The 23678-nt window shown below is 51.6% G+C and carries 23 protein-coding genes; 11 read left to right on the top strand and 12 right to left on the bottom strand.

Translation table 11 applies throughout. The annotated features are described in order from the left end of the window. Positions 1 to 6 precede the first annotated feature (6 nt). Positions 7 to 2172 carry a carbohydrate-binding domain-containing protein gene (locus MHI45_RS17330; protein ID WP_076113535.1) on the top strand — a complete coding sequence of 722 codons (2166 nt, stop codon included), beginning with the start codon at positions 7 to 9 and terminating at the stop codon, positions 2170 to 2172. Between the two features lie 68 nt (positions 2173 to 2240). Here the strand turns inward: MHI45_RS17330 and MHI45_RS17325 are convergent, their stop codons facing one another. Continuing rightward, entirely contained in the window at positions 2241 to 3155 is a 915-nt protein-coding gene (locus MHI45_RS17325; protein WP_038601130.1) for a phosphatidate cytidylyltransferase, read from the bottom strand. Between the two features lie 96 nt (positions 3156 to 3251). On the opposite strand from MHI45_RS17325, the gene MHI45_RS17320 reads away from it, so the two are divergent. Further along, positions 3252 to 3794 (top strand): hypothetical protein, encoded by a 543-nt coding sequence (locus MHI45_RS17320; RefSeq protein ID WP_076113534.1) that lies wholly within the window; start codon positions 3252 to 3254, stop codon positions 3792 to 3794. Positions 3795 to 3829: 35 nt separating this feature from the next. Here the strand turns inward: MHI45_RS17320 and MHI45_RS17315 are convergent, their stop codons facing one another. Both MHI45_RS17315 and MHI45_RS17310 read right to left on the bottom strand, forming a co-directional pair. Next, complete coding sequence (locus tag MHI45_RS17315; protein WP_076113533.1) at positions 3830 to 4726, bottom strand: diacylglycerol/lipid kinase family protein; 897 nt, start codon at positions 4724 to 4726, stop codon at positions 3830 to 3832. Between the two features lie 101 nt (positions 4727 to 4827). Beyond that, positions 4828 to 5688: an alpha/beta fold hydrolase gene (locus MHI45_RS17310; RefSeq protein WP_076113532.1), complete on the bottom strand. Its 861-nt coding sequence runs from the start codon at positions 5686 to 5688 to the stop codon at positions 4828 to 4830. A gap of 225 nt (positions 5689 to 5913) precedes the next feature. Here MHI45_RS17310 and MHI45_RS17305 point away from each other — a divergent pair, with 225 nt between their 5' ends. Next, positions 5914 to 6672 (top strand): MerR family transcriptional regulator, encoded by a 759-nt coding sequence (locus MHI45_RS17305; protein WP_076113531.1) that lies wholly within the window; start codon positions 5914 to 5916, stop codon positions 6670 to 6672. A gap of 75 nt (positions 6673 to 6747) precedes the next feature. Here the strand turns inward: MHI45_RS17305 and MHI45_RS17300 are convergent, their stop codons facing one another. Beyond that, positions 6748 to 6912 carry a hypothetical protein gene (locus tag MHI45_RS17300; RefSeq protein ID WP_179091845.1) on the bottom strand — a complete coding sequence of 55 codons (165 nt, stop codon included), beginning with the start codon at positions 6910 to 6912 and terminating at the stop codon, positions 6748 to 6750. Positions 6913 to 7166: 254 nt separating this feature from the next. Between MHI45_RS17300 and MHI45_RS17295 the strand changes: the two genes are divergently transcribed. Further along, on the top strand, positions 7167 to 7985 hold the full coding sequence (locus MHI45_RS17295; RefSeq protein WP_076113530.1) for a methyl-accepting chemotaxis protein: 819 nt from the start codon (positions 7167 to 7169) through the stop codon (positions 7983 to 7985). 19 nt (positions 7986 to 8004) lie between these two features. On the opposite strand, the gene nudK is transcribed toward MHI45_RS17295, so the two are convergent. The 4 genes from nudK to MHI45_RS17275 form a co-directional block, all read right to left on the bottom strand. Further along, positions 8005 to 8967, bottom strand: coding sequence for a GDP-mannose pyrophosphatase NudK (nudK, locus tag MHI45_RS17290; protein WP_076113529.1), 963 nt, complete (start codon positions 8965 to 8967; stop codon positions 8005 to 8007). Positions 8968 to 9006: 39 nt separating this feature from the next. Further along, the gene (locus tag MHI45_RS17285) at positions 9007 to 10215 is read right to left on the bottom strand and encodes a MerR family transcriptional regulator (RefSeq protein ID WP_076113528.1); all 1209 of its coding nucleotides are present in this window, start codon (positions 10213 to 10215) and stop codon (positions 9007 to 9009) included. Between the two features lie 593 nt (positions 10216 to 10808). Continuing rightward, entirely contained in the window at positions 10809 to 11855 is a 1047-nt protein-coding gene (locus MHI45_RS17280) for a stalk domain-containing protein (protein WP_076113527.1), read from the bottom strand. A 95-nt stretch (positions 11856 to 11950) separates the two neighbouring features. Next, complete coding sequence (locus tag MHI45_RS17275; protein ID WP_076113526.1) at positions 11951 to 12379, bottom strand: MarR family winged helix-turn-helix transcriptional regulator; 429 nt, start codon at positions 12377 to 12379, stop codon at positions 11951 to 11953. A 120-nt stretch (positions 12380 to 12499) separates the two neighbouring features. Here MHI45_RS17275 and MHI45_RS17270 point away from each other — a divergent pair, with 120 nt between their 5' ends. Further along, positions 12500 to 13087 (top strand): NAD(P)H-dependent oxidoreductase, encoded by a 588-nt coding sequence (locus MHI45_RS17270; protein WP_038597923.1) that lies wholly within the window; start codon positions 12500 to 12502, stop codon positions 13085 to 13087. Positions 13088 to 13156: 69 nt separating this feature from the next. Here the strand turns inward: MHI45_RS17270 and MHI45_RS17265 are convergent, their stop codons facing one another. Then, entirely contained in the window at positions 13157 to 13705 is a 549-nt protein-coding gene (locus MHI45_RS17265) for a hypothetical protein (protein WP_076113525.1), read from the bottom strand. 271 nt (positions 13706 to 13976) lie between these two features. Here MHI45_RS17265 and MHI45_RS17260 point away from each other — a divergent pair, with 271 nt between their 5' ends. Then, complete coding sequence (locus MHI45_RS17260) at positions 13977 to 14843, top strand: SDR family oxidoreductase (RefSeq protein WP_341119236.1); 867 nt, start codon at positions 13977 to 13979, stop codon at positions 14841 to 14843. Positions 14844 to 15003: 160 nt separating this feature from the next. Here MHI45_RS17260 and MHI45_RS17255 read toward each other — a convergent pair whose 3' ends face one another. The 3 genes from MHI45_RS17255 to MHI45_RS17245 all read right to left on the bottom strand — a co-directional run bounded on the left by MHI45_RS17255 (position 15004) and on the right by MHI45_RS17245 (position 17558). Further along, complete coding sequence (locus MHI45_RS17255) at positions 15004 to 15675, bottom strand: hypothetical protein (protein ID WP_340896019.1); 672 nt, start codon at positions 15673 to 15675, stop codon at positions 15004 to 15006. A 91-nt stretch (positions 15676 to 15766) separates the two neighbouring features. Then, complete coding sequence (locus MHI45_RS17250; RefSeq protein ID WP_340896020.1) at positions 15767 to 16357, bottom strand: hypothetical protein; 591 nt, start codon at positions 16355 to 16357, stop codon at positions 15767 to 15769. A gap of 112 nt (positions 16358 to 16469) precedes the next feature. Then, a complete protein-coding gene (locus MHI45_RS17245) occupies positions 16470 to 17558 on the bottom strand; it encodes a UvrB/UvrC motif-containing protein (RefSeq protein ID WP_340896021.1) in 1089 nt (362 codons plus the stop codon). A 204-nt stretch (positions 17559 to 17762) separates the two neighbouring features. Between MHI45_RS17245 and MHI45_RS17240 the strand changes: the two genes are divergently transcribed. From MHI45_RS17240 to MHI45_RS17220, 5 genes are all read left to right on the top strand, one after another. Next, complete coding sequence (locus MHI45_RS17240) at positions 17763 to 18569, top strand: MerR family transcriptional regulator (RefSeq protein WP_340896022.1); 807 nt, start codon at positions 17763 to 17765, stop codon at positions 18567 to 18569. Positions 18570 to 18771: 202 nt separating this feature from the next. Then, a complete protein-coding gene (locus MHI45_RS17235; protein WP_340896023.1) occupies positions 18772 to 20760 on the top strand; it encodes an FAD-binding protein in 1989 nt (662 codons plus the stop codon). 199 nt (positions 20761 to 20959) lie between these two features. Beyond that, positions 20960 to 21652 (top strand): DUF6033 family protein, encoded by a 693-nt coding sequence (locus MHI45_RS17230; protein ID WP_340896025.1) that lies wholly within the window; start codon positions 20960 to 20962, stop codon positions 21650 to 21652. 74 nt (positions 21653 to 21726) lie between these two features. Then, on the top strand, positions 21727 to 23139 hold the full coding sequence (locus MHI45_RS17225) for a hypothetical protein (RefSeq protein WP_340899687.1): 1413 nt from the start codon (positions 21727 to 21729) through the stop codon (positions 23137 to 23139). A 79-nt stretch (positions 23140 to 23218) separates the two neighbouring features. Beyond that, on the top strand, positions 23219 to 23500 hold the full coding sequence (locus tag MHI45_RS17220; protein WP_340896026.1) for a hypothetical protein: 282 nt from the start codon (positions 23219 to 23221) through the stop codon (positions 23498 to 23500). Positions 23501 to 23678: the final 178 nt, after the last annotated feature.

The raw sequence follows: 23678 nt of genomic DNA, 5'->3' as shown, positions 1-23678 counted from the left end.
ATTGATATGAATAAATTTATCATGGGAAGTAAAGTAGGGCTGGTGCTGTTGCTCGCTGCTGTAATGTCCGCTTGCGGCACAACCAGTTCCGCAACACAATCGGCCTCGACCCCTGCAACATCAGCAGCCGTAACGACGGCATCCGCGCAGAGCACAACGGCTTCCAGTGTACAGCTGGCAAGTGTCAAGGCAGCGGATCAGGTTACCTTTGACGAAGAAGATACCGCTATAGCATGGAGCGCGGACAGCTCCACCGCGATAGCGCTGAATGGAACGGGCGCAACCGTTAGCGGTTCAGGCGCAGCAGCCTCCGGGGGAATAGTGACCATTACAGCGGCAGGTACTTATGTTGTCAGCGGAACGCTGAATGAAGGGCAAATCATTATTGATGTTCAGGATAAAGGAAGTGTTCATCTGGTGCTGAACGGCGTTACGCTTCACAACAGCAGCAGCGCACCGGTCTACATTAAGGAAGCAGGCAAGGTCATTATGACCCTGCAGGACGGTACGGATAACAAGATTACCGACGGCACGACCTATATCTTGGCTGATGACACTACCGACGAGCCAAGTGCGGCTATCTTCAGCAAGGCAGATCTGACGATTAACGGAACAGGCAAGCTGTCGGTTACCGCCAGCTACAAGGACGGAATCACCAGCAAGGATGACCTGAAGATTGTGTCGGGCACGATTGAAGTGCAGGCAGCCGATGACGGAATTGTCGGCAAAGATCTGATCGCCATTCAAGACGGCACGATTACTATTAATGCCGAGGGTGACGGGATCAAATCCACTAACGATGAGGATGCCGACAAAGGATTCATTGCCATTACGGCCGGAACGTTTGATATTGTGGCCGGCAACGACGGAATCCAGGCCGAGACAACGCTGGTTGCTGATGGAGGGACATTTAACCTTCTGACGGGCGGCGGCAATGCTAACGCCGAAGTGAAGACAGGAGACCAAGGAGGAGGCATGGGAATGGGCGGCGGCCGTGGCGGTATGAGAGGTACTCAGGCTCCCGCAGCCGGTACGGGTTCGGGTCAGGCACCGGCAGATCAGGCAACGGAACCTGCTGCAACCGCTAGAACCGCTGCGACTACTGCAACGACTGCAACGAGTGACACGTCAGCGGCATCCGCTGATACGGCAGCTGCAACAGAAACCGAATCCACGAGCGCTAAAGGGCTGAAAGCCGGAGGAGATCTTACGGTGAACGGCGGAAGCTTCACGATTGATTCCGCCGATGATGCGGTGCACAGTAACAGCAATGTCTCCATCACAGATGGAGAACTCCAGATTGCTGCAGGAGATGACGGTATTCATGCGGACAGCCTGACAAGCCTGTCGGGTGGAACCGTTAATATTACAAAGAGCTATGAAGGAATTGAAGGTGCGAATATCACCATTTCAGGCGGTGAGATTGATGTGACTGCGTCCGATGACGGTGTGAATGTTGCCGGAGGCAATGACGATAATTCTGCGGAAGGAACACAGAGACAGGATCAGTTCACCAGCTCCGGCAACAACCTGCTCACGATTAGCGGAGGCACACTAACCGTTGATGCTGCAGGGGACGGATTGGATTCGAACGGATCGGTCGTGATGACAGGAGGTACTGTGATCACCAATGGTCCAACTGCTGATGGCAATGGCTCTTTGGATTATGACGGAACCTTCGAGATCACCGGCGGTTATCTGGTAGTAGCGGGAAGTGCGGGTATGCTTCAGGCTCCAAGTGATGCATCCAGCCAATACTCGATCGCCATGACGTTCACGGATTCGCAGGAGGCTAGCCAACTGGTTCATCTGCAGGACAGCGACGGCAATACGATTGCTACGTTCGCTCCATCGAAGAGCTACAGATCAGTAGTCATCAGCTCGCCGGATCTTAAAGAAGGCGGGTCGTATACCCTCTCCACCGGCGGAAGCTCGACAGGTACGGCAGTCGATGGCCTGTACACTGACGGCACTTATAGCGGAGGTACCGAAGTGGTATCCTTCGACATCTCCAGCAGCGTAACCTGGTTGAATGAATCCGGAGTAACCACTGCCACGAGCGGTATGGGCGGCGGCATGGGTGGCGGCCGAGGCGGCGGAACGAGACCTGAAGGCGGATTTGGCGGAGGAGGTACTCCACCGGCCGGAGCTGAGGGCGAAGTTCAGCAGTAAAAGCAGGTAGTACAATGCAGCAAGCAGCACGTCTCCGGTCAGCGGAGGCGTGCTGCTTGCTGTTCCCCCTACATGAAATCGAAGAAATATCGGATGACATGGAAGAAGACCGGCGAGGTGTAAGTCAGGCTGTCGACCCGGCTTAAATAGCTTTTTTTGAGCGCATCGAACTTGTCATCATCTCCGATCAGCAAATCCCGTTTCAGCACAGAAACCGTTAAGCTGCCGAAGTAACCGCTGAGACTGATCAGCATGCCGGACAAAAGTCCGAAGGTCGGGTTAAGCGGCGTCAGGTAGGGATAGATCAGATAGGATACCCCTGTTGTTACCACAAATGCGCAGATGAACCCTTCCCAGGTCAGGTTGGGGTTGGCGGTCGGAACCACCTTGTGTTTGCCGAAATAGATCGAGGCCAGATAATGTATGACATCATTAAGCTGGGTTAATACGACCAGGAACAGGACGAGTCCGGCTCCGTATTCCGGGGTGGCAAATTGAAAGTAGGCCAGATGGCTAAGTCCGAACACCATCAGCATAAGTCCCCATTGGGTAGAACTGACGCTGCGCAGAAAGCCGAGCGTGCCTTTGTTGATCAGCCGCGGGAGCGGCAGGAGCAGAAATACATACACGGGAATGAAGACGATAAACATCCCGTACCACTCAATATAAATCCAATAGAACTGCAAAGGAATCGCCAGGTATGCCCAGAGGAACAGCCGGCGGTCGGCTTTTCGGGTCCGGATCATCGAGAAATATTCCTTTAGGGCGAAGAAAGTGAGCGCCATCAGCGACAGCAGCGAGACGACCGGATTGAACAAGGTGGCCAGGCAGAAGATAAGGAGCATGCCCCACCAGGTTTTGATGCGGAAGCCGATGCCGGTATAGTCCTTGTTCTTCTGGAGTCTGCTCACTACAACATAAATTAAATGGATGGCCGAAAGGGCAGCGAAAATAAGCACTAATGTTAATAAGGAGCGGTCTATAGCTATCACCAACTTGTCGCAGGGTAGGATTCCATTAAAGGAATCATATGTTATTATGAAGGAAACTTCCAAACTTGATAAGGGGAAATTTTGTAAATGACAGGTAATCAATCGGTCTTTATCCTGCTTACGAATACCGGCACGTTATTTACGAAGCTCATTCAAGGCTACACGAAAGCGCCGTATAATCACGCCTCGATTGCTTTTGACCGCGGGCTTTCGGAAATGTACAGCTTCGGGAGAAAACATCCAAGCAATCCCCTGAACGGCGGATTTGTGAAGGAGGATATTCAGACAGGCACATTCAGCAAATATCCGAATACAACATGCGTCATCTACGAGCTTCAGGTCACGGACCGCGAGGTGGAGAAAATGAAACGCGTGCTGCACATCTTTATCCGCAGCCAGCAGAAGTATCTATATAATATCCTCGGTGTTATCGGTATTGCGCTGAAGGAGCCGGTCGAATTCAGCAACTCCTACTTTTGCTCACAATTTGTTGCGGAAATTCTGGACCGTTCCGGCATCAAGCTATGGAACAAGCTTCCAGCGCTCGTTACGCCCGATGATTTTCGGCAGAGCGACCGGCTGCAGTTGATTTACGAAGGGAAATTAAACCAGTATAAGCCTGGAGTATGAGGAGGGGGAGAGGGTATTTCCCCTGGGAGTGTCCGCTACTCCTCTTCAGGCACGATTACCTGAACATAACGGGGAAGAGTGCTTAACCGGATCGGCAGAGCCGGGCCCTCTTCGCCATCCACATTGGTCCGGACGGGGGCGGGCGAGCTTACGGTGACATGGCTGGCCGTGAAATAAATGACATCCTTATGATCCTTCAGGTTGCCCAGCAGCAAAGAGATGCTGACTGTAAGCGTATTGAAGATATTGAGGTCTTTGATGATAAAGCAGTGAAGCAGGCCATCGTCAACTTGAGCACCCGGCGCCAGCTTTTCGAATCCGCCTACGGAGTTGGTAAGTGCGGCGACGAACAGCGGAGATTCGCCTTCCCATATCCCGCCATCATACTGGATGGTCAAGGAATGAGCCGGGTTGCCGCTTCCGGCAAGCTCTTTGAAGCCTTCCTTGAAATAGGCAAAGGCTCCCAGCCTTGATTTGTCATCTGACGATACGCCTGACAGCGTTTCGGCGAGTGAACCGGCGGCGACGACGTTTCCGAATAACCGGTCATTTAGGCGGCCGGCATCGACTGGTTGAATCCTGGAGGATGTGAGTGCAGCGATGGCCTGTCCGGGATCCAGGGGAACCTGCAAGGCGCGGGCAAAATCATTGACCGTTCCAAGCGGAACTATACCCAGCCGCGGGCGGTGCTCCTGATCAATCATACCGTTAATGACTTCATGGAGCGTGCCGTCGCCGCCGATGGAAACGACCAGCTCATAACCTTCCCGGCATGCAGTAATGCAGAAGCGTGTAGCGTCGCCTTCTTTTGCCGTCTCATTGACCGTAACCATGTATCCGTTATTCTGTAGAATTTCTTCTGCCTGACTAATATATTCGAGCGCGTCCTCCTTGCCGGAGGAGGGATTAATGATAATCATAGCCTGCTGCATGCACAACATCCTTTCTGTCCAGCTGATATAGGATTCGTTGCATACCTTTACCCGAAAATACCGGCTTTGATCCTACGCTCAAATCATTTATTTCCGCATGGCTACAGCAGCTTGGAGTTAAGCCAGGGAAGCAGGATGGACAGGACGTGTGACGCCTGCATGGCCCCGGTATGGTCGAGCTCCGGCAGCACCGATACCTTCCAGCCCAGCGCTTCGAGTTCTTCACGCTCCCGGAGAAAAGGCCCGGCGATGTCGACCCTCACACCTCCCCAGCGTTCATCATAATCAATAGTATCGGCAGCACCCGCAAAGCACATCCGGGGACAGCTGAGCGCGATTTGCGCGGCACGGTCATCGAATGGCTGCAGTGCCTTATACAACGTGACGAATTGCCGCGTCTGGGCTTCGGTCAGGGTGACTTCCACCGTGGACCAGTCGAAGTCATCCCAGGTTTCGCTCTGGCTCTCCGGCGAAGGGGCCGGATGCTGATGTGAGGCTTGAGACAGCTCATGCGTAGCCTTCGTTACCCGTAGCATCTCCTTGTAGGGTCCGCCGATGGGAGGGAACCCTCCCATGACAAGCGCGGTGATGCGGTCTGTACGAAGAGCCAGCTGCAGTCCGCTAAGCGCCAGCCAAGAGTAGCCGTAATAGGCGAAATGCGGCGCTTGCGCAGCATCGGCAATGGACAGAAAGTCCTTGGCAATGTTGGCGGGTGTCAGCGTATCCGGCTTCGGCTTGCTCTGGACATGCCCTTCATAGTCAAAGGCAATAACCCGGTATTTACCGCTGCTGAGCGCGTCGATCAGTGAACGTCCCAATGCCGGATCGGCCCCCCATTTGAGCATTTTCGCTGCCTGGGGACCTACAACAGGATACGGATTAACCGGCAGCAGCAGGTTCGGTCCTTCACCCGTAATTACGACCTCAATTTCACTTCCATCATGCAATTTTGCTGTAAGCATGATCAGCCCTCCATTTCAGCTATTTGTTACTGCATAATCTATTACACCAACCAATATACAACATTGATGCAAGAGAGAAGCTTTAGCAGAAGGCCCCTTGCCCCCATAGGTTAAATTATTCCCGAAGGCTATCAGAGCACTTTAAGGTTATGATTGAAGGTTTGCCATCACAGGAGTGTTTTGCTACTGTTACAATTATCAGGTATGCAGAGAGGTGAACGGCAGATGGTTATTTACAAACCGGCTGAAATTGCCAAGGCGCTTGGCATCAGCACCAGTGCATTAAGACATTACGAGGCTTGGGGCGTGGTTCCGCCACCGGAACGGGCTCCGAACGGCTACCGGTTGTACACCGGGCTGCATATGGCGTATTTCCGTTGTCTTCGGTCCATGGTTCCCGGCTTTGGCTACCCGCTGACCTATGAGGTGCTTCGCCATATTCAGAAAGGGGAGCTGGACACTGCCTTATGGCTGGTAAGCGCCGAGCAGGCCCGGTTGCAGGAAGAGAAAGTCACCGCGGGCAGAACGCTTGCTTTGCTGCAGGATCCCGGACTCCATCCGGTTATGGGCAAAGGAATGAAGCATAAGATGAGCATCGGAGAAGTGGCGGCTATCACGAATGTGCAGACCTCCGCCATCCGGCATTGGGAGAAGGAAGGTCTGCTGTCCCCGGAGAGAAATCCGGAGAACGGCTACCGCCTGTACACTCCGGTACACGCAAGGCAAATCATGCTGATTCGAACGCTTAGAACCACGGTGTATTATTTGGATAAGATGAAAGAGCTGGTGCAAGCCCTGGAGCAGAACAGTGTGGAGAAGCTGAAGGAGGTTACAGTGGAAGCAATGGTCAAAATTGACCGGCGCAACCGTCAGCAATATAACGGAGTGCATAAACTGGTGGAGTTATGTGTAGAGGCCGGATTCATGGACGGGAGCGAGGTTTCGCTCACGCTGACCAGGCCAACTTACAATAAAGATCATTAAGGAATAAATAGAAGCGCCGAAGCCCCAAAGGGTGTCTCTGACGCTTCTTTGTGCTTTGTTGTAGAGGGCACAGATTTATAATTCCCTGCTGCGTCTCTGAAGGGAATCAGCATAGGCGGTGCGGCGGTAACCGGGATGGACGCCGGACAGATCCTCGATGGCATTTACCGCTTGCGCAGCAAGGCCGGACGGGTGTAACTCATTATCAGGAAGAGCACCTGATGAATTCGTCTCTTTCATGTTCGTAGTCCCTCCTCGTATCATTTCACGGTCTAATCAGCCTCTCAATTATTACCACATTATTTTTTTTCTTAAACCCGGAGCAGCTTATCAAGCATGATGTCTTTCATTCTTGTACACATGATTGGGATCGGTAGAGCTTAATAATTAAAAAAAAACTAATGAAAATTCGATATATTAAAAGTAAGGATGAATAAAGCTTGGGAGCAGTATTTGTATTGAGCCCGGGTCTAGCAATTAGGGGGATATAGAAAATGAATAAGGTGGATTCACTTGAGAATATTGTAGCGTTAATTCCGGTGCTCAAAGCGGCCGTTCCGGCGGACCTGTCTATCGCAATATGCGATCTGGAGAAATTCATTGCTTATTGGCCGGGGGAGGATATTAATCTGAATATTAAAGTAGGGCAATCTTTGCATCCGGAAGAGCCGCTGACGGGGGTTATTCAGAGCAATATCCCGCTGAGAGCCGAGGTGCCTGCGGAGTTTTACGGGTTTGAGTTCACGGGGACGGCTACGCCGCTTCATGACCGGGAGGGACAGGTCATCGGGGGGATAGCCGTGCAGCTGAGGCGTCAGAGTGAGCTGAGAAAGATATCGGATCAAATCTCAAGCTCGCTCACCCAGGCCGCCGCAAGGCTTAGTGAGGTAGCGGAAAGTTCCAATGAGCTGGCGGGTTTCACCCAAAAGCTGCTGGGGCTTGCACTCCGCACCGGGGAGCAGGTGAACGAGACTGATCAGGTGGTCTCCATTATCAAGAATGTTGCCAGCCAGACGAACCTGCTCGGCATTAATGCGGCTATCGAAGCCGCCCATGCCGGAGATAAAGGCAGAGGATTCGGTGTTGTCGCGGGTGAAATTCGCAAGCTGTCGAATGAAACCGTGAATTCTACCAAACGGATTCAAGGCACATTGCTGTCGTTCAAAGAGGCAACGTCGCAAATGGGAACTTCCATTGAACGAATTGCCTCAATTATTCAGGAGCAGGCGGAGTCCTCCGAGCAGATGTCCGCGTTCATTGATGAGATTCAGGGAATGTCCGAGAAGCTGAATGAGTTCGCCAAGAAACTGTAGGCTTTAGGGGGACAGCATCTTACATATGGCTTAAGGAAGTGATCGCATTCTCTAACCCATACAGGATTCTTTTCCCGCTCTCCTTGGCAATCAGCACCATTTCATCAGCGCCTTGGGAAGGCCCGCCAATCCGCAGGACGGCATCGCAATGGCCGAGCAGCCGCACGGAGGAAGGGTGGAACATCTCATTGAACACCTCGTCGCCGATGGCTGTTGAGCCTGCCGCCTCCATCAGCGGCAATGCATACCACTCGCCCAGCACCGGCAGATGGCCGAGCCTGTACACCAGCAAGGCAGCTTCATTCATGGCTTGCAGATTAGCTGCAATTAATGCCGGATCGTCTCCGGTTCCCGAGCGATAGGGACCGGCAATGAGGATGTGCAGAGGTTTCGGCTCCTCCGGTTCGACCAGCCGGTGAAGCTTCGCATGCTGCAGCAAAAGAATGGTCTTGGCATCCCTGATCTCACCGCTCTCCACCAGCTCCATCGCTTTGGCAAAAGGAAGTTCCAGCACTTCGATGTTCTCCTGTTCCTCATCCAGTCCGCCGCCCCGCCCCGTCTTCATCTCGTCGGAATATTCCGCGACGAATAAATGCAGCATCTCCGTTACCGAGCCCGGTGACATATACACTCCGCCGATGCTGTGCACCTCCGACAGGCGGTATCCGGTTTCCTCCTCGGCTTCGCGCTGGATGCATTCTTCCGGGCTGTCCTGATCCAGCAGTCCGGCGCAGGCTTCGATCAGCATGCCGGATGCATTACCGTTAATATAGGTAGGCAGACGGAATTGCCGGGTCAGGACAACCGTCTGCTTCTTGCGGTTGTAGAGCAGAATGGCCGCGCCGTTGCCGCGGTCATAAGCCTCGCGCTGCTGCTCTTCCCAGGTGCCGTCGCCGCTACGGTAATCCAGGGTGTATTTCTTCAATGTATACCAGTTATCTGATAGCAGGTCAATTTGCTTGATTCGCACGTTAGGGTTCATAGGTGAAGCCTCCTTTTTTTGTTGGATCCAGCCGCTCCGTCATAGTTTGCGGCATGTAAACACGCCCATATCCTTGGCAATCACCAGGCTTCCCTGGTCCGCCATCTTACGCTCTACAAAAGCCATAAATTGTTCCAATGTCTCACCCTTCAGCACCTTGCCCGCATTCATGGGCGTAGAGGTCATATAGCTGATCAGCGGACCGGTTTCCGTCACAACAAGAGAATCAGGATAACGTTCAACCCGTGCAGCCGGGAACCAGGGCTGCAATAGCTCTGCGCCATTATCCAGGTTGAATTGTTCCAGCGTGTCATCCAGTACCCGGAGGGCTGGATCGAATTCGCGGGCGAGTTCTTCCATCTCCCGCAAGTGCCGGCTGCTCATCGTGGAGGCGAAGAAGCTTCCCCGGGGGCTAAGCACTCTGGAAATTTCCGCAAATGCCGGCGTCAATTGCTCCACATGGTACAGCATGTGATTGGCAATCACGATCTGAAATTCGTTATCCGCAAAAGGCATGGCCATAACATCGGCCTGGCGGAACTGAAATTTTCCGGCAGCTGCCCCAAGTGCGCTGCGCGCAGCTTCCAGCATCCCCGGGGAGGCATCAGCAAGCGAGATCTCCATGCGGGGCGGAATCCGCTCCCGGTTTCGAACCCAAAGAGCCGCATCGCCGCAGCCGATATCCAGCACCCGCAAAGGACGGGTAGAGGATGAACGCAGTTCCTGTGTTGCCTCCAGCATGTATTCAAAGAACCAGCTGTGCCACCCTTGCGGATTCGTACTGAACTCATCATACAGCCGGGTTCGCGCCTGCAGCCGGGCGGCATTCTGATACTGCCGGCCCCAATCCCTTTCCGTGCGGAGCATGTGGATGATCCGGGCCAGCTCTTCCCAGTCCGCTGCCTGCTCTTGTTGCTCCATATAGTCCATGGAGGCGTCGATGGCCTGGACCACGCTCTCCATATGATGTATTTTCTGGCGGATAAGCTGCTTCTGGAGCTGTAGAGCGCTGCGCAGATCACTTCCGCTGCCGATCTCCATCACGGTGCTCATTTCTTCCAGGGAAAGCCCAATGAATTTAAGCACCGAGAGCTTCTGGAGCCTGGCGATATCCTCCTCGTTATACAGGCGGGTATCTCCTTCGAAATGGGAGGGCTTCAGCAGTCCGATCCGGTCATAATACCGCAGCGCCCTGACGGTCACGCCGGTTATCCGGGAGATTTGTCCGGTGGTTAAGCCTTTGTGCATCCTGTCTATCACCTCAACTTTGCGGCTGAATAACAATCATTACTTCAAGTATAACGGGTGACGCAACGTCACCTGCAAGAGATAAATTCATTTGGAATGAAGAAAATGGCTGGAATGGTGCCACCCACAGTCTTGATTTAGCAGCTGTAAAGCTTCTGTAAAGGCGCTTTTTGTTGTATAAATTGTGCAATCTGAAAGGTTGTAGATAAACTTGGTGATACGTAGGCGCGTTGTCTTTCTGCTCGCGTTATGGTGAACCTGTGAGGAATACTGCACGAAAAGTAACCTTACATCCGCTACAAGTTGCTAAAGCGGAATGAAGGGTAAAGATGCACATGAATTGGCCGTATGCGGGCCAGTTGGCGGAATGAGAGGTAGATGCACTTGAGTTCACCATATGCGGGCTAGAGGATAATAAGTGGTTGAATGATAATAGAGGTCCCGCTGGCGTGATCTCAAGTGAACGCGAACCAGCTTATTCGCCCCTTAGGGGGCTTTGTTCGCTTAGTGCTGCGAACGGCCGGAAAGACAACAACCCCTCAAAGGGCGCGTAAGGATCTAATTCATGCGCCTTGGAGGGGTTGTTAATTGTTCTATAGAATTCTGCGGGCAGTTACAAACCGTTTTCTCCACTGGCCGTCAAAGGCTTCAACGTGAACATTCAGGTCTTTGGAATAGGTATGCAAAATCTGATTGTTTCCGGCATAGATGGCCACATGGCCGATATCGAGGCCGCGTGCGCTGAAGAACAGCAAATCACCTTTACGCAAGGAGTCGATGCCGACTTTCTTGCCCTCTTTGGCCTGGTCGTAGGATACGCGCGGAAGCTCAATGGACAGGGTGTCCCCGAATAATCGCTTCACAAACGAAGAGCAGTCAAAGGTTTTCGTCTGATCCGGAGAAGCCCCGAATTCATACGGGGTGCCTAGATAGGTCTTTCCGTAAGATATCAGCGCATCGGCCTGCTTATCCAGCAGAGAAGCACTGGTATAATCGCTGTATTTCGGTTTCGCCGATATGTACCCTCTTTGGTTGTCTCCGGTCCGCACTTCCAGCCATAAAGCGTTAACCTCACGGATCACATGAACCTTCGCACCGCTGGGCAGCATTTCTGACTGGACGGAGCCGCTTTGGGCGTCCGGGGCACTCCGCAAGTTGACACCCCAGAGGATGGAGGTCTCATAGGTTATTGGAGAAAAGATCCGCACTGACTGGGTAACCGGCTCCCATGTTACGCTGCTTCCGAGGGCTTCGCTGACGAAGCGCAGTGGAATCAAAGTGTAGCCATCTGTAATTTGACCGGGAACATCCAGCTGGAGCGATTGCCCGTTCAACTGGGCGGTGGTATCCCCGATGCGGTAGGTTAGCTTCTTGTCACCCTTGGTGGCAGTAACGATCTTTGCCGTGTTATTCCAATTCAGCTTAGCCCCTTGTTCTTCGAACAGTCCGCGCATTGGAACCAGCACAGCGCCACGTAGGCTGACCGGCGGAACCTCGGCTTGGAGCTGCCTGTCATCCAAATAGATGGAGATCTTCTTCGGCGTGATTTGCGTCTGGGTCACCGTGTCTGCATGAGCAGAAGCCGAGTAGAAGAGGGACAGGCCCAATAAAGAGAATAGTACAGTTCTGCTTTTCGTCATGTATTCATCACCTTACTGATAGATTTGATTCTATACAGTTGGACGATGACAAGCCGAAATGGTTTTGTGTTAAATGTTGGTAACGAAACTTCCGCTCAATAAAATACTTTCTCCTGCAGCAGATCGAGCGCGTGCTCGATCTCTTTGCGTTCCTCTGCTGTAACATGTGCGAGGCGGTCAGCAAACCGGACGGCGATGTGCAGGAAGGCCTCGTTCATCATGGTTTCGCCTTCAGGAGAGAGGGTGATGCCCTGCTTGCGCCGGTCGGCGGGATCGGTGATTTTGTGACATAGATGTTTTTCGCTTAATTTCTTCAGCTCACGGCTCGTGTTGGGCATGGACATATGCATGCATTCGCTAATTTCGCTGAGCGTGACGGGCTGGCTGACGGCAATGTATTCAAGAATTTTATACTGAACAGGCGTTAGCGCCTCGGATTTCACGTCTTTGGAAATATCGCTTGTTATTTGATGGACAGCGGTGGTGAAAGTCACGAATTTCTGGAATAAATTATTCTGGTCCATAGGATCACCTCTACATGACACCATAGCAAAATAATTATCAATATACAATTATCATTTGACAACTAAAATCAGGATGTGTTACCCTTTTGTTATCAAATGATAAGTAAAGGGGCAGCGTATATGAACACACTGGTTATTTATACACATCCGAATCACAAGAGCCTCAGCTATGCTTTTTTGCAGGAAGTGATCCGGGGGAGCAAGGAGAATGGCAAGATCAAGGAAATTAAGGTGCTGGATTTATATGAGGAGGGTTTTGACCCGGTGCTGGTCTTTAATGAGCACAAACGCAGGAGGGATATGCACAGTGATCCGGCATTGGCGAAGTATAGGGAACAGCTGATCTGGGCGGACCAAATCGTGCTGGTCTACCCGATCTGGTGGGGACGGCCTCCCGCAATGCTCATGGGCTATATTGATCAGATGTTTGCTTCGGGATTTGCATACAAGGATAAGGGCGGGCTTCTGCCGGAAGGGCTGCTGAAGGGGAAATCGGTGGTATGTGTATCCAGCATGAAAGGTCCGGCGCATTATCCGCTGCTGTGGCTGAATAATTCGCACAAAGCCCTGATGCGTAAAGCGCTGTTTAACTACGTGGGTATCCGCAAGGTGAAATTCTTCGAGTTCGGCAGCATGGAGAGCCCGCGGGGCAAGCACGCGAAGAAGCTTCAGCAGGTGTACCGCTATTTCAAAACGGTCAGTGCATAATCCGCTCTCCGTTCTAAAAGATTACTCCCCGTGCCCGCCGGTCATTTGGCGGGCACGGGAGCCGGGCGATTAATCAATCGCCCGCAAACTCCAGTGATTGTCCGCGTCCTTCATGAAATAGTAGAACGAATTAGGCTCTTTTATTTCACCGCCGTCTTTAACTTTCCCTCTAATTTCTACGATTACTCTTCCTTCTTTATCTTGCTCAACGGTACCTATGGTATCAAAGTAATAATCTCTCCCGAACAAATACATAAATGCATCCGCGGACTGACTGTCTTTGAACACGCTGCGGAAGGCCTCCTCCTTTTTATTAGCCAAGGCTTCCAATGTTGTATTCAATAGATTCTTAATCTCCTTGTTAAATAAGGGATCTTCGATCGTATCTAAATCTAGAAACACACCTGTAGTAAAAGTCCCCTGACTGGGCTGAGGGGTAGTTGCGGGCTGATCAGTCGCTTGTGCGGTTGGTTGAGCCGTTGCCTGAGGGGATGCCGAAATCTCAGTTTCAGCATTCACCGCTGGCGATGCAGCATTTGTGCCGGATTTATCTCCACAAGATGCCATAATTCCAATTGTTAAGATTCCAGCCAACGAATAAACAATCAGCTTGTTCATGAATAACCTCCTATAAGTTTTGTGAGCATAACATCCTTGAATCGGCTTCGTACAAAACTCACTTCGAAAGCATTAGTCTTCGGTATTTATTTATACAGACGCTATAAAAGCGGAGTAGTTCCCTTTTTTTTGCAAATAATAAAGGTTGGAAACAATATATTTGACATTTCGCCTACATGTAACTACAATGGTTACAGGATCAATGGAACTTCAACACAGCATGAAATACAGTATGGCATTCAAATAAATATATCCAAATGGAGGAATTGACATGACAATCGCATTAACAGGAGCAACAGGACAATTTGGTTCGATCGTGGCAGAAACCTTGCTGAAATCCGTACCGGCTGAGAAGATTGTAGCCAGTGTAAGAAACCCGGAGAAGGCTGAGAGCCTGCGCGCTCGTGGAGTCGACGTCCGTCATGGTGATTTCGACCAGCCCGAGACGCTGGATGCGGCGTTTGCCGGTGTGGACCGTCTGCTGATCGTATCAGCAGACGGCGACAATGATACCCGGATCCGCCAGCACAAGGCAGCAGTTGATGCCGCTGTGCGGGCAGGTGTAGGTTACATCGTGTACACCAGCGTTGGCCATGCCGACAATAGTACCCTGTTCCTCGCTCCGGTGCACCGTGCAACGGAACAATTCATTATTGAGTCAGGCATTCCTTATGCCTTCCTGCGCAACAACTGGTATCTGGAGAATGAGATCGGCTCCATTCAAGCCGTTCAAGCCGGAGCCCCTTGGCTGACCTCGGCCGGCGAAGGCAAGGTTGGCTGGGCTACCCGCCGCGACTATGCAGAGGCAGCAGCCGTTGTTTTGGCTGGCGAAGGTACAGAGAACGCCGTGTACGAATTGTCCGGCAAGCCGGCAACCCAGGCAGAGCTGGCTGCAACAGTCGGCAGCGTGCTGGGCAAGGACGTTGCTGTGCAGCAGGTGGATGATGCCACCTACTCCAGTGTTATGGCCGGAGCGGGCGTGCCGGAAGCAGCGCTCCCGATTGTGGTCGCGATTCAAGCCGCGATCCGCGAAGGTGCTTTGGACATCGAGAGCGACGATTTCGGGAAGCTGCTGCAGCGTCCGCTCACGACGCTTAGCGAAGGCGTAAGTGAAATGTTGAACGGTGCGAAGGCGTAAACACTGGCCTGAACCGCACAAAGCCAGCCTGTCAATGATCAGGCTGGCTGAATATAAGAAGAGTCTGCCCTCGCCGGTCATAACCGGAGGGCAGACTCTTTTTTGAATACAGGGCTGCAATGCCATGCCGTATACCTGCATAGTTAGTTAACTCAACAGTTCATCGAAATCTGGCCAAATAAGCTACCCTTCTTTTAGCAGGCTTGATTTGGATAATATGTGGCGGATTTGCAATTCTGCGAATGACGATTACAAGTGCAATGAACAAGGCAATCCCGGTAAAAACCATTACCCAGACGGGGTTAATCAGGCCCAGTAAATAATAAAGAACACGAACCCTAGCTTTCAAAATGCGACCTTCCTCAATAGGTTCAGTTTGAGCATTGATTGAAAGTTGAGTCATAACAGCCCCTACCCCCAGAATTATTAGCACATAAAATAAGGGCTTTAAGGAAGCTGTGACGCTTGTTAGCTGCTTTTTGTTAAATTTATATTCACTACCCATATGTATGTGTAATAACCTGATGAAATCTTCGCGAATGTCGGGATCCGTAATTACGATAAAGTCAGTCTCTGTTTTTCCGAAACTAGATCTAGTTACAATATTCGTAAACATTCCCTTTTTGTTCGAGGACACGGATTCAATATCCCCGATTGAAAATATTTTTCCATGACGGACTTCTGCCGGAAAATCCTCTCCTCTCGCAAGTGCTTGGACGACAAGTGCTTCATGCTCTTTCCCAATCTCTGAATAGATGTACTCTGGTGTCAAAATATGAAATTCTTCCGCATTGCTCTCGAACAGCTTAAAATCCTGGAAAAAATCGCTCATACCAACCTCCTAAATAATGTAATACATTATTTAATCGGAAGTTATTATAATAATTGTTAGTTTCTGTATCTGTGTATTCCTTCTCAAGGAACTATTTCATAGTAGTGGCTGCCTGCATATCCATCAGTATGATTATCGTGGCCTTTCCTTCCTCATCATAGACTGTTGAAATCATATGTATGCCTCTGAGCGCTTCCCCCGAGAGCGAATTCAACTCCTGTACAGAACTTTTCACAAGTTGACGTGTTTCTGTATCGTAGTAATAATCCATATAATTCTCAGCATTCTCTATCGCGTATTTCTCTCCATATAACTTTTTAATACCCGCATGGCTCATGCCGGCTTCAGCTCCCCGGGCAGTTCTATATACCCCTTGAGATTCTTTCCGCAGCGCTATGGATACGACCTTATCATCCCTGTAGATCACGCTCACTCCAGGATCATATGTATACGAATTCGGAATCCCTTTATTTCCGGTCCCCAGCACCTTCTCCGCATTCTTGCGGCTCATGCCGTAGCTGACGCGTTCCTTGCTGTTAACCGCCTTGTAGATGGCCATGTCCTGCTTGGAGAAAGTATCCGGCTCCATAGTGACGGGTTCGGCATTGCCGCTGCTGCATCCTGCCAGTAGAAGAAGTAGAAGAGTTGCTGCTAGTAAGGTATAAGTTCTTTTGAGATTCAATTGTTTTCCTCCTATAGATTGAATTTAAGATTTCCCATTTTGGCGAGGACGTAACTGCTGAAATCGTACGAATCTCGATATGCACTCCGACGATTACATTCAGCCGTTTTTGTTACAGCCCGAAATAATTCTCCAGCAGCTCACGCACTGCCCCGCGAAGAGACGATTGATGCTCTGGATGAAGCAACTCCTGGGGAAGAAGGATGTAGCTGCCGGAATTGCTTTTTAAATAGCTGTAGATGATTTGAGCTTCGTCAATTTTATGGCGGTTGACCGCTTCCGGCGGTTCCGGTGTCAACTGGGTGAAGGTCTCGGCAATAGCGGATTGGATGCCGGCCTGCAGCTGCGCCATATCCGGATGTCCGGTTTCCAGCTTGGCCCGGAAGAGAATGCGGCTGCCTTTAATCAGAATAAGCTTTAGAAGTTGTTCGTTTACCGGTTCCAGAACGACGATGTTCTGATTCTCTGACGTGAAGCGGGTAACCTTCTCCTTCTGCAGCAGGGACTGGACAGCTCCGACATAGTCGCGATATTTGGCCGCCGTCTCGAAATCATATCTCTCGGCCGCCTCATCCATTCGCCGCTCCAGATCCTCAAGGATAGCCGTGTCCTCTCCATTCAGCAGGGCGATGATCCGGTCGATAATGCCATTGTATTTCTCCAGCGCTTCTCCGCCTCCACACATCCCGATACATAGGCCCAGAGAATGGTTGAGACAGAGCGTTCGTTTGGCATGCGGACTGCTGCAGAGGATCTTCTGACATTCCTTAATGCCTTGCACCGCCCGTTCCACCGTGCTTCTGCTGGTAAAGGGACCAAAGGATAGGCTGTTCTCAGCCTCTCCTGGATCATAGCCCACTTCGAGCTGCCGGTAGGCGGTATCATTGCGAATGGTGATATAGGTGTAGGCGAGCGGATTTTTCATTTTTTTATTGTACATCGGCTTAATTTCCTTAATGAGCTGGCACTCCAGCATAAAGGCTTCAAATTCCGTATCGGTCACCCTATATTCAAGATCCCTGATGTTGCTGACCAGCCGGTTTACCTTGGGCGAATGCCCCTTGGAATTGTAGAAGTAGGACTGCACCCTTTTCCTCAACTGCTTGGCTTTGCCGACATAGATGATATGGCCGAGGCTGTCCTTCATCAGATAGACTCCGGGCGATAAAGGGAGGGCTGCCACCTTTTCTGTTAGATTCATAGGCATGAAATCTCCTCCGCTGATTGCGTTCTCTAGTAGATTCTAGTATAAACGATGCTATTGGCGGCGGCGACTGGAAAAGTCCGATGTTCCGCTCTGCGTGTGAGAAATATGGCGATGTGATATAACCCACAAAGGCTCCCGTCAAAACCCCTTATCATTAAGGATATAAAATATAAATTTCGACAAAACTGGGGGGATTTCATGAAATATTCAATCGGGGAGTTCGCATCCATTCTGGGGATAACGGCTGATACGCTGCGGCTGTATGAGAAGCATGATATTGTCAGACCAATGAAGGATCATCATAACAACTACCGTTATTTCGATGATTTGGATGCCCGGAATCTGTTGTCCAGCCGGTGGTACCGCAGTATGCAGATTCCGCTTCAGGATGTCGCCGAGCTGATTAATGATGCGCCTTCGGAGCAGGTAGTGGAGTCGATCGCCGCCGCGCAGCTGCAATTGGAGGCGGAAATCAGGCGCAGCACGATGCTGCTGAACAAGATCAATGAGATCCATAAGGAACTGAAGGTGATCGGCCATTCTTTCTATAAGTGCCGGATCAAGCATCTTCCGGGAATATACAGAATCCAACAGACGAACAAAAATCATTTGCTGCAGAAGGATTGCCTGAAAAGAACGGTCCAAGCCTGGATGGAGCTGCTGCCCTTTACGTTCTATTCCTTCCGGATTGAAAATACGGAGAATATCTACGGGAGCGCGGAGCTGGATTACAGCTGGGGCTTGGCTTTGCTGGAGGACGATCAGGAGAAGCTTGAGGTCGGCCTGAATGAAAGTGTTGAATATCTTCAGCCGGCGACCTGCATATCTTCGGTGATTGCTACCTCTTGTGAAGAGTACATCGAGCGGAGTGCTTTTCAATTCATGCTGGATTATGCCGAAGAGCACCGCTATGCTATCACGGGTGATATTATCGGAAAAATTCTGTTTACGGAACGAAGGAGCGGAACGAACAAAACCTATCTGGAGATTAATATTCCTATCTAAACCTGCCCATTGGATGACAACCTGACTGCTGCGTCAAAAAGCAGAGGGTTGCCCGTTCTATCCCCCCACTTTGAGAAAAGTTTCACATATAATTCATTGACCTTGGTGCTGCACCAAGGTTTACACTCTGGACATACGCATGGGCGGTCCGAGAAGAGAGAAATAAGGACGGCCACTAAACTATACTGGGGGCAAATAAGCAATGCGCAAGTTATCCATCACCAAAATGTTCATGTTATCGCTGTGCCTGGTTATGATCCTGTCGATTATCGGAGGCTGCAGCGGCAATTCGAGTGAGCCGGCCGCTTCGGAGCAGCCGTCTGCATCACCTGAAGCGACGCAGCCAACAGCCGATTCGAATGAAATCCCGGCTTCTTTCAAAGCGGGAACGTACAAGGCGGAAGCTGATGGCAAAGACGGCAAGGTTCAGGTGGAAGTTACACTGGACGCAGCTCAAAAGATTACGGACATTCAGGTCGTAAGCCAGAATGAGACGGCAGGCATCGGCGTTGAAGCTATCAATAAAGTGAAGGAAGAAATCATAGCCGGCCAAACCTTGGCCATTGATGCCGTCAGCGGCGCTTCCGAATCCAGCACAGCGATTCTGACCGCTGTTGAGGATGCGCTGAAGCAGGCAGGCGGAAATGTGGAAGCCTTCAAATCCAGAACTGTGGCCAAAGCCGGCGAAGGCAAAACAGAACAGCTGGCCGCCGATGTTGTCGTTGTGGGCGCGGGAGCCTCTGGCGTGTCTGCGGCGGTATCCGCAGCGGATAAAGGTGCAAAGGTCATTATTATCGAGAAGACGGCAACGATCGGCGGAGCGAGCAATTTATCCTGGGCGGGTAAATTTTACAATTCTTCGGCTGCCGTCAGCAGCGGGCTTAAGATCAGTGTGGAGAAAGAAATTTCCGACTGGATCGTCAATAACCATTGGCGTGTGGACGCGGCGGCCATCCGCCAGTATGTGACGAAGTCCGGGGATACCTATGATTGGCTGAATCAAAAAGGCTACAAAACCACCTTTATCAATTTCGCAGGTGAACAGCTGCATATGCTTCCGGCCTACGAGACCCGCCAGGACCTGCTCCGGGCTATGCTCGCAGAATCGGTGGAGAAAAAAGGCGGACAGGTGATCACAGAAACTACGGCCAAGAAGCTGATTACAGGCAGTAATGGAGAAGTGACCGGTGTAGTAGCCGAGAAGGCAGACGGTACAACGCTGGAGATTACCGGAAAAAGCATTGTGATGGCCACCGGCGGTTATGCCGCCAACAAGGAAATGGTTAAGGAAGCCTTCGGGTTTGAGGGCGTAAACGGCGGACTCGGCCAGAATATCGGCGAAGGCCTGGAAATGTCCTGGGCTGCCGGGGCCAAGGTTCCTGATAACTTCGGCGGACAAATGCTGCACCAGACGCTGGCCAGAGCAACAGAGAAGCTGAAGACACAATATGAGCCGTTTGAGGCCAGCTATCCGCTGATGCTCTCCTACCTGCCGAACTTCATGAATGTAGGCTCGTCCGGGGCGAGATTCAGAGACGAAGCGGCTACGCTTACCGCAGTGGCAGCTGCCAATACGAGTGCATTTAACGGCGCTTATCATTATGTGATTGTCTCCAAGTCACAGATCGACGCTTTGAAGGCTAAAGGGATGAATGGTGTAAAAGCACCTAGTCTGCCGGGAATGCCGCCGGAATTCTACGCAACATTTGCGAAGCAGTTCACGCTGGAGAACCCTTGGAAGGATGCGGACAAAGTCTTTGACTCCATGGTAGAGAATGGAGATGGCTATAAAGGCAGCACTATTGAAGAGTTGGCTAAAAATTCCGGAATGGACGCGGCTGTATTCGCAGATGCCTTCAGCAAATACCAGGAAGCGACCAAGACAGGCGTGGATACTGAATTCGGCAAAGCGAAGGACTATCTGCTTCCTATGGGAGAAAGCGGTCCGTACTATGCCGTTATTGCCGAGATCAACAACTTGGGCTCTGTCGGCGGATTGCTCGTCAATACCCAATTCCAGGTGTTGAACGACAAACGTGTGCCTGTTAAAGGTCTGTACGCTGTCGGACTGGAGTCGGAAGGCGTGTTGTTCAACGATACCTATGTGGGTAACGGTGTCGGCATCGGCTATTCATTCACTTCCGGCCGTCTTGGCGGTGAAGATGCTGCCAGCAGCGCCTTGGGGAAATGAGTTTCCACAATACTTTTCTGAATTAACCATTTCGGCTAACCGCCGGGGTGGTTTTTTTTTGCGGATTCAGCGCAGTTACGACTGGACTGTTGGGGATTCTTTTAGATTTTGCGCGGAGCTTGCACGGTTTAATAACTCTTTCTTATGCGCCGATAAATAGGGTATAGTGCATTGTTTATGCAGGAAGGAGGAATGCTGAATGAACATTTCAATATCCAGAGTTCAGCGAAGCTCAATAAAAAGACCGCCGCAGTCCAAGATCAGGGATACCGCAGCAGCGCCCTCCCTTGGCTTCTCTGAAACCTTGGCTTCAGTTACGGCTATGACTGAGGAACAGGCGCAGAAGATTAGGGATATTTACGACTTTACAGTCAGTATCGAAACCATTCCGGCAGATGATAAGGACATTACCAAGCGAGGTACAAGCGGCAGCCTGCAGGAAGTGGTGGTGGCACCGAACATTCTGCATCTAATGAGCAAGGACCCTTCCATAAAGAAAAGGGTTTACGGTTATATTGATAGCTATATCCATGAAGATTTGAAGAGTCTGGCCCAGATGGAAGAGATGCATGGGGTCACGGTGACAGGGCACAGTCTGATTATACACAAAGATGGTACATATACGGTTTGGTCTGCATCAGTAGCTTCTCCCGGGGAAGTGGAGAAAGGCAGACGAATCGAGGCAGATAAGCTGAAGGAAAAAGCGGAGCAGGCACATATTGCTGCAGTAGCGCGGAATGAAACCGAATTGGTCATGGCGGAGGGTTGCGGGAAGCAGCCTGTTACCCAGCCAGGGGAGCCGGCGCTTCCTGCTGCCATCAGAGCTTTGTCCTCCAGGGATTTGCTAAAGCTAAGATTGCTGATCAGAAACAGCAAGTCAGACAAGGTGTAGTAGAACAATAGCCCAATCCTCCGCATAGCATATAGCACCATCTTGCTTGAGGAGGAAAGGGGGCGCCAAAGATGATGAGCATTCAGTTATCCGCGGTTCACTGGGTGTATCTGGTCTTTATTGTGTTTATTATGACGCTGCTGATCAGGCGGCGCGATACAACGATGATTTGTGTGACCGGAATTTTTGCCCTGGGGCTGCTTGCAACAAGTACGCTCAGCGGTTCGGTGTCAGGAATCTTCAATTCATTTGTCTATGCGACCAAAGAGCTGATGAGCACAATTATGATCATCTCCATTATTGTGGCCATGAGCCGGATTCTGATGGTTACAGGCATTAATGAAACGATGGTGGCTCCGCTTACCCGGTTCCTGCGCACGCCAGCCATGGCCTACTGGGGGATCGGGCTGATTATGATGGTTACCTCGCTTTTCTTCTGGCCTTCACCTGCGGTGGCGCTGGTCGGGGCGGTACTGCTCCCGGTGGCTGTCCGGGTGGGTCTGCCCGCGCTTGGCGCAGCGATGGCGATGAATCTGTTCGGCCACGGGATTGCCTTGTCCGGTGATTATATAATTCAGGGGGCACCGAAGCTGACCGCAGATGCCGCAGGCCTTCCGGTGTCCAGTGTTATGGAGGCGAGCCTGCCGCTTGTTATAGTGATGGGACTGGTCACTACGGTCACGGCGTTCTGGATGATGCGCAGAGATCAGAGAAATGGAACCTGGAGAGACGGGCTGGTGTCGGTCAAAGGTTCTTCAGGTCCGTTGTCAGCAGGAGCGGAGGATACAGCTCCGGTATTGATGAGCCACGGTCTGAAAAAAGGGCTGGCTATCGCCATCCCCCTGCTGTTCCTGCTCGATGTAGTGGCGATGTTTATCCTTGACCTGCAGGGTGGAGATGCTACGGCCCTGGTTGGCGGAACCGCCGTGCTGATCCTGATTACGATCACTTTGCTGGCCCATCATAACCAGGGGCTGGAGAAAATCACCTCTTATCTGATCGAGGGATTTGTCTTTGGTTTTAAAGTATTTGGCCCGGTCATCCCCATCGCGGCCTTCTTTTATCTCGGTGATTCGGCCTTCACCGAGCTGTTTGGGAACACGCTGCCCGGCGGCTCGCACGGCATCGTGAATGATCTTGGCGTCGCCCTTGCAGATCACGTTCCGCTGAATGGCGCGGTAGGAGCCGTAACATTAACGGCGATCGGCGCGATCACCGGCCTTGACGGCTCCGGCTTTTCCGGCATCTCGCTGGTCGGCCCGATTGCCCAGATGTTTGCCGCCGCGATCCATTCCGGCGCGGCGACCTTGACCGCCCTTGGACAGGTGGCCGCCATCTGGGTCGGCGGCGGCACGCTGATTCCGTGGGCGCTCATTCCGGCAGCCGCCATCTGCGGCGTCAGCCCATTCGAGCTGGCCCGGCGGAACCTGAAGCCGGTGCTGCTGGGCCTCTCGGCGACGACGATTGTCGCCATGTTCCTGATGTAGATATTGTGCATAAGAAAACCTCCCCTTATCCATGCTAAAGAGGATCGGAAAGCGTGACAGAAGGGGGAGTATTCAACTTATGAGGCACTATGAATCCAGTTTGCGGACGAACAGCACGGTGGACCAGGCACAAGATTCTGTGACCAAGCTGCATAACTCAGCAACGCAGGCTTTAAGCCATCCGAATGAACAGACTCTTGCCCAGGCCGAGAATAGCCTGGAGCATGCCGAAAATGCAGTCCGGCATGCCCCGGAGGGCTCGGTGGGCGGCCATGGTGTTGATCTAACTGAGGAAAGACTAAAGGATGAGAAGGAAAGGCTAGCCGCTCTGGAAGAGCAGCAGAGCCGGATTAAGGATTAGGAGCCCAGCTCAATGATGGTGTTTCCCAGGCAGTATGTGCAGCCGCAGGCATTTCCGGTGACTCTCCGGAAATGCCTGTTTGGCATGACCCGGGAAACGAATAGTAGGATGAGGGCAATCAATAGCCGTAAATTCGGTTATAAAGTTAAGAGGCGGTCTGTCACACTCAGACTTGCTC

This window comes from Paenibacillus sp. FSL H3-0321 (assembly GCF_038002865.1).
GTDB lineage: Bacteria > Bacillota > Bacilli > Paenibacillales > Paenibacillaceae > Paenibacillus_AQ.
This window is presented reverse-complemented; position numbering and strand designations above follow the sequence as displayed.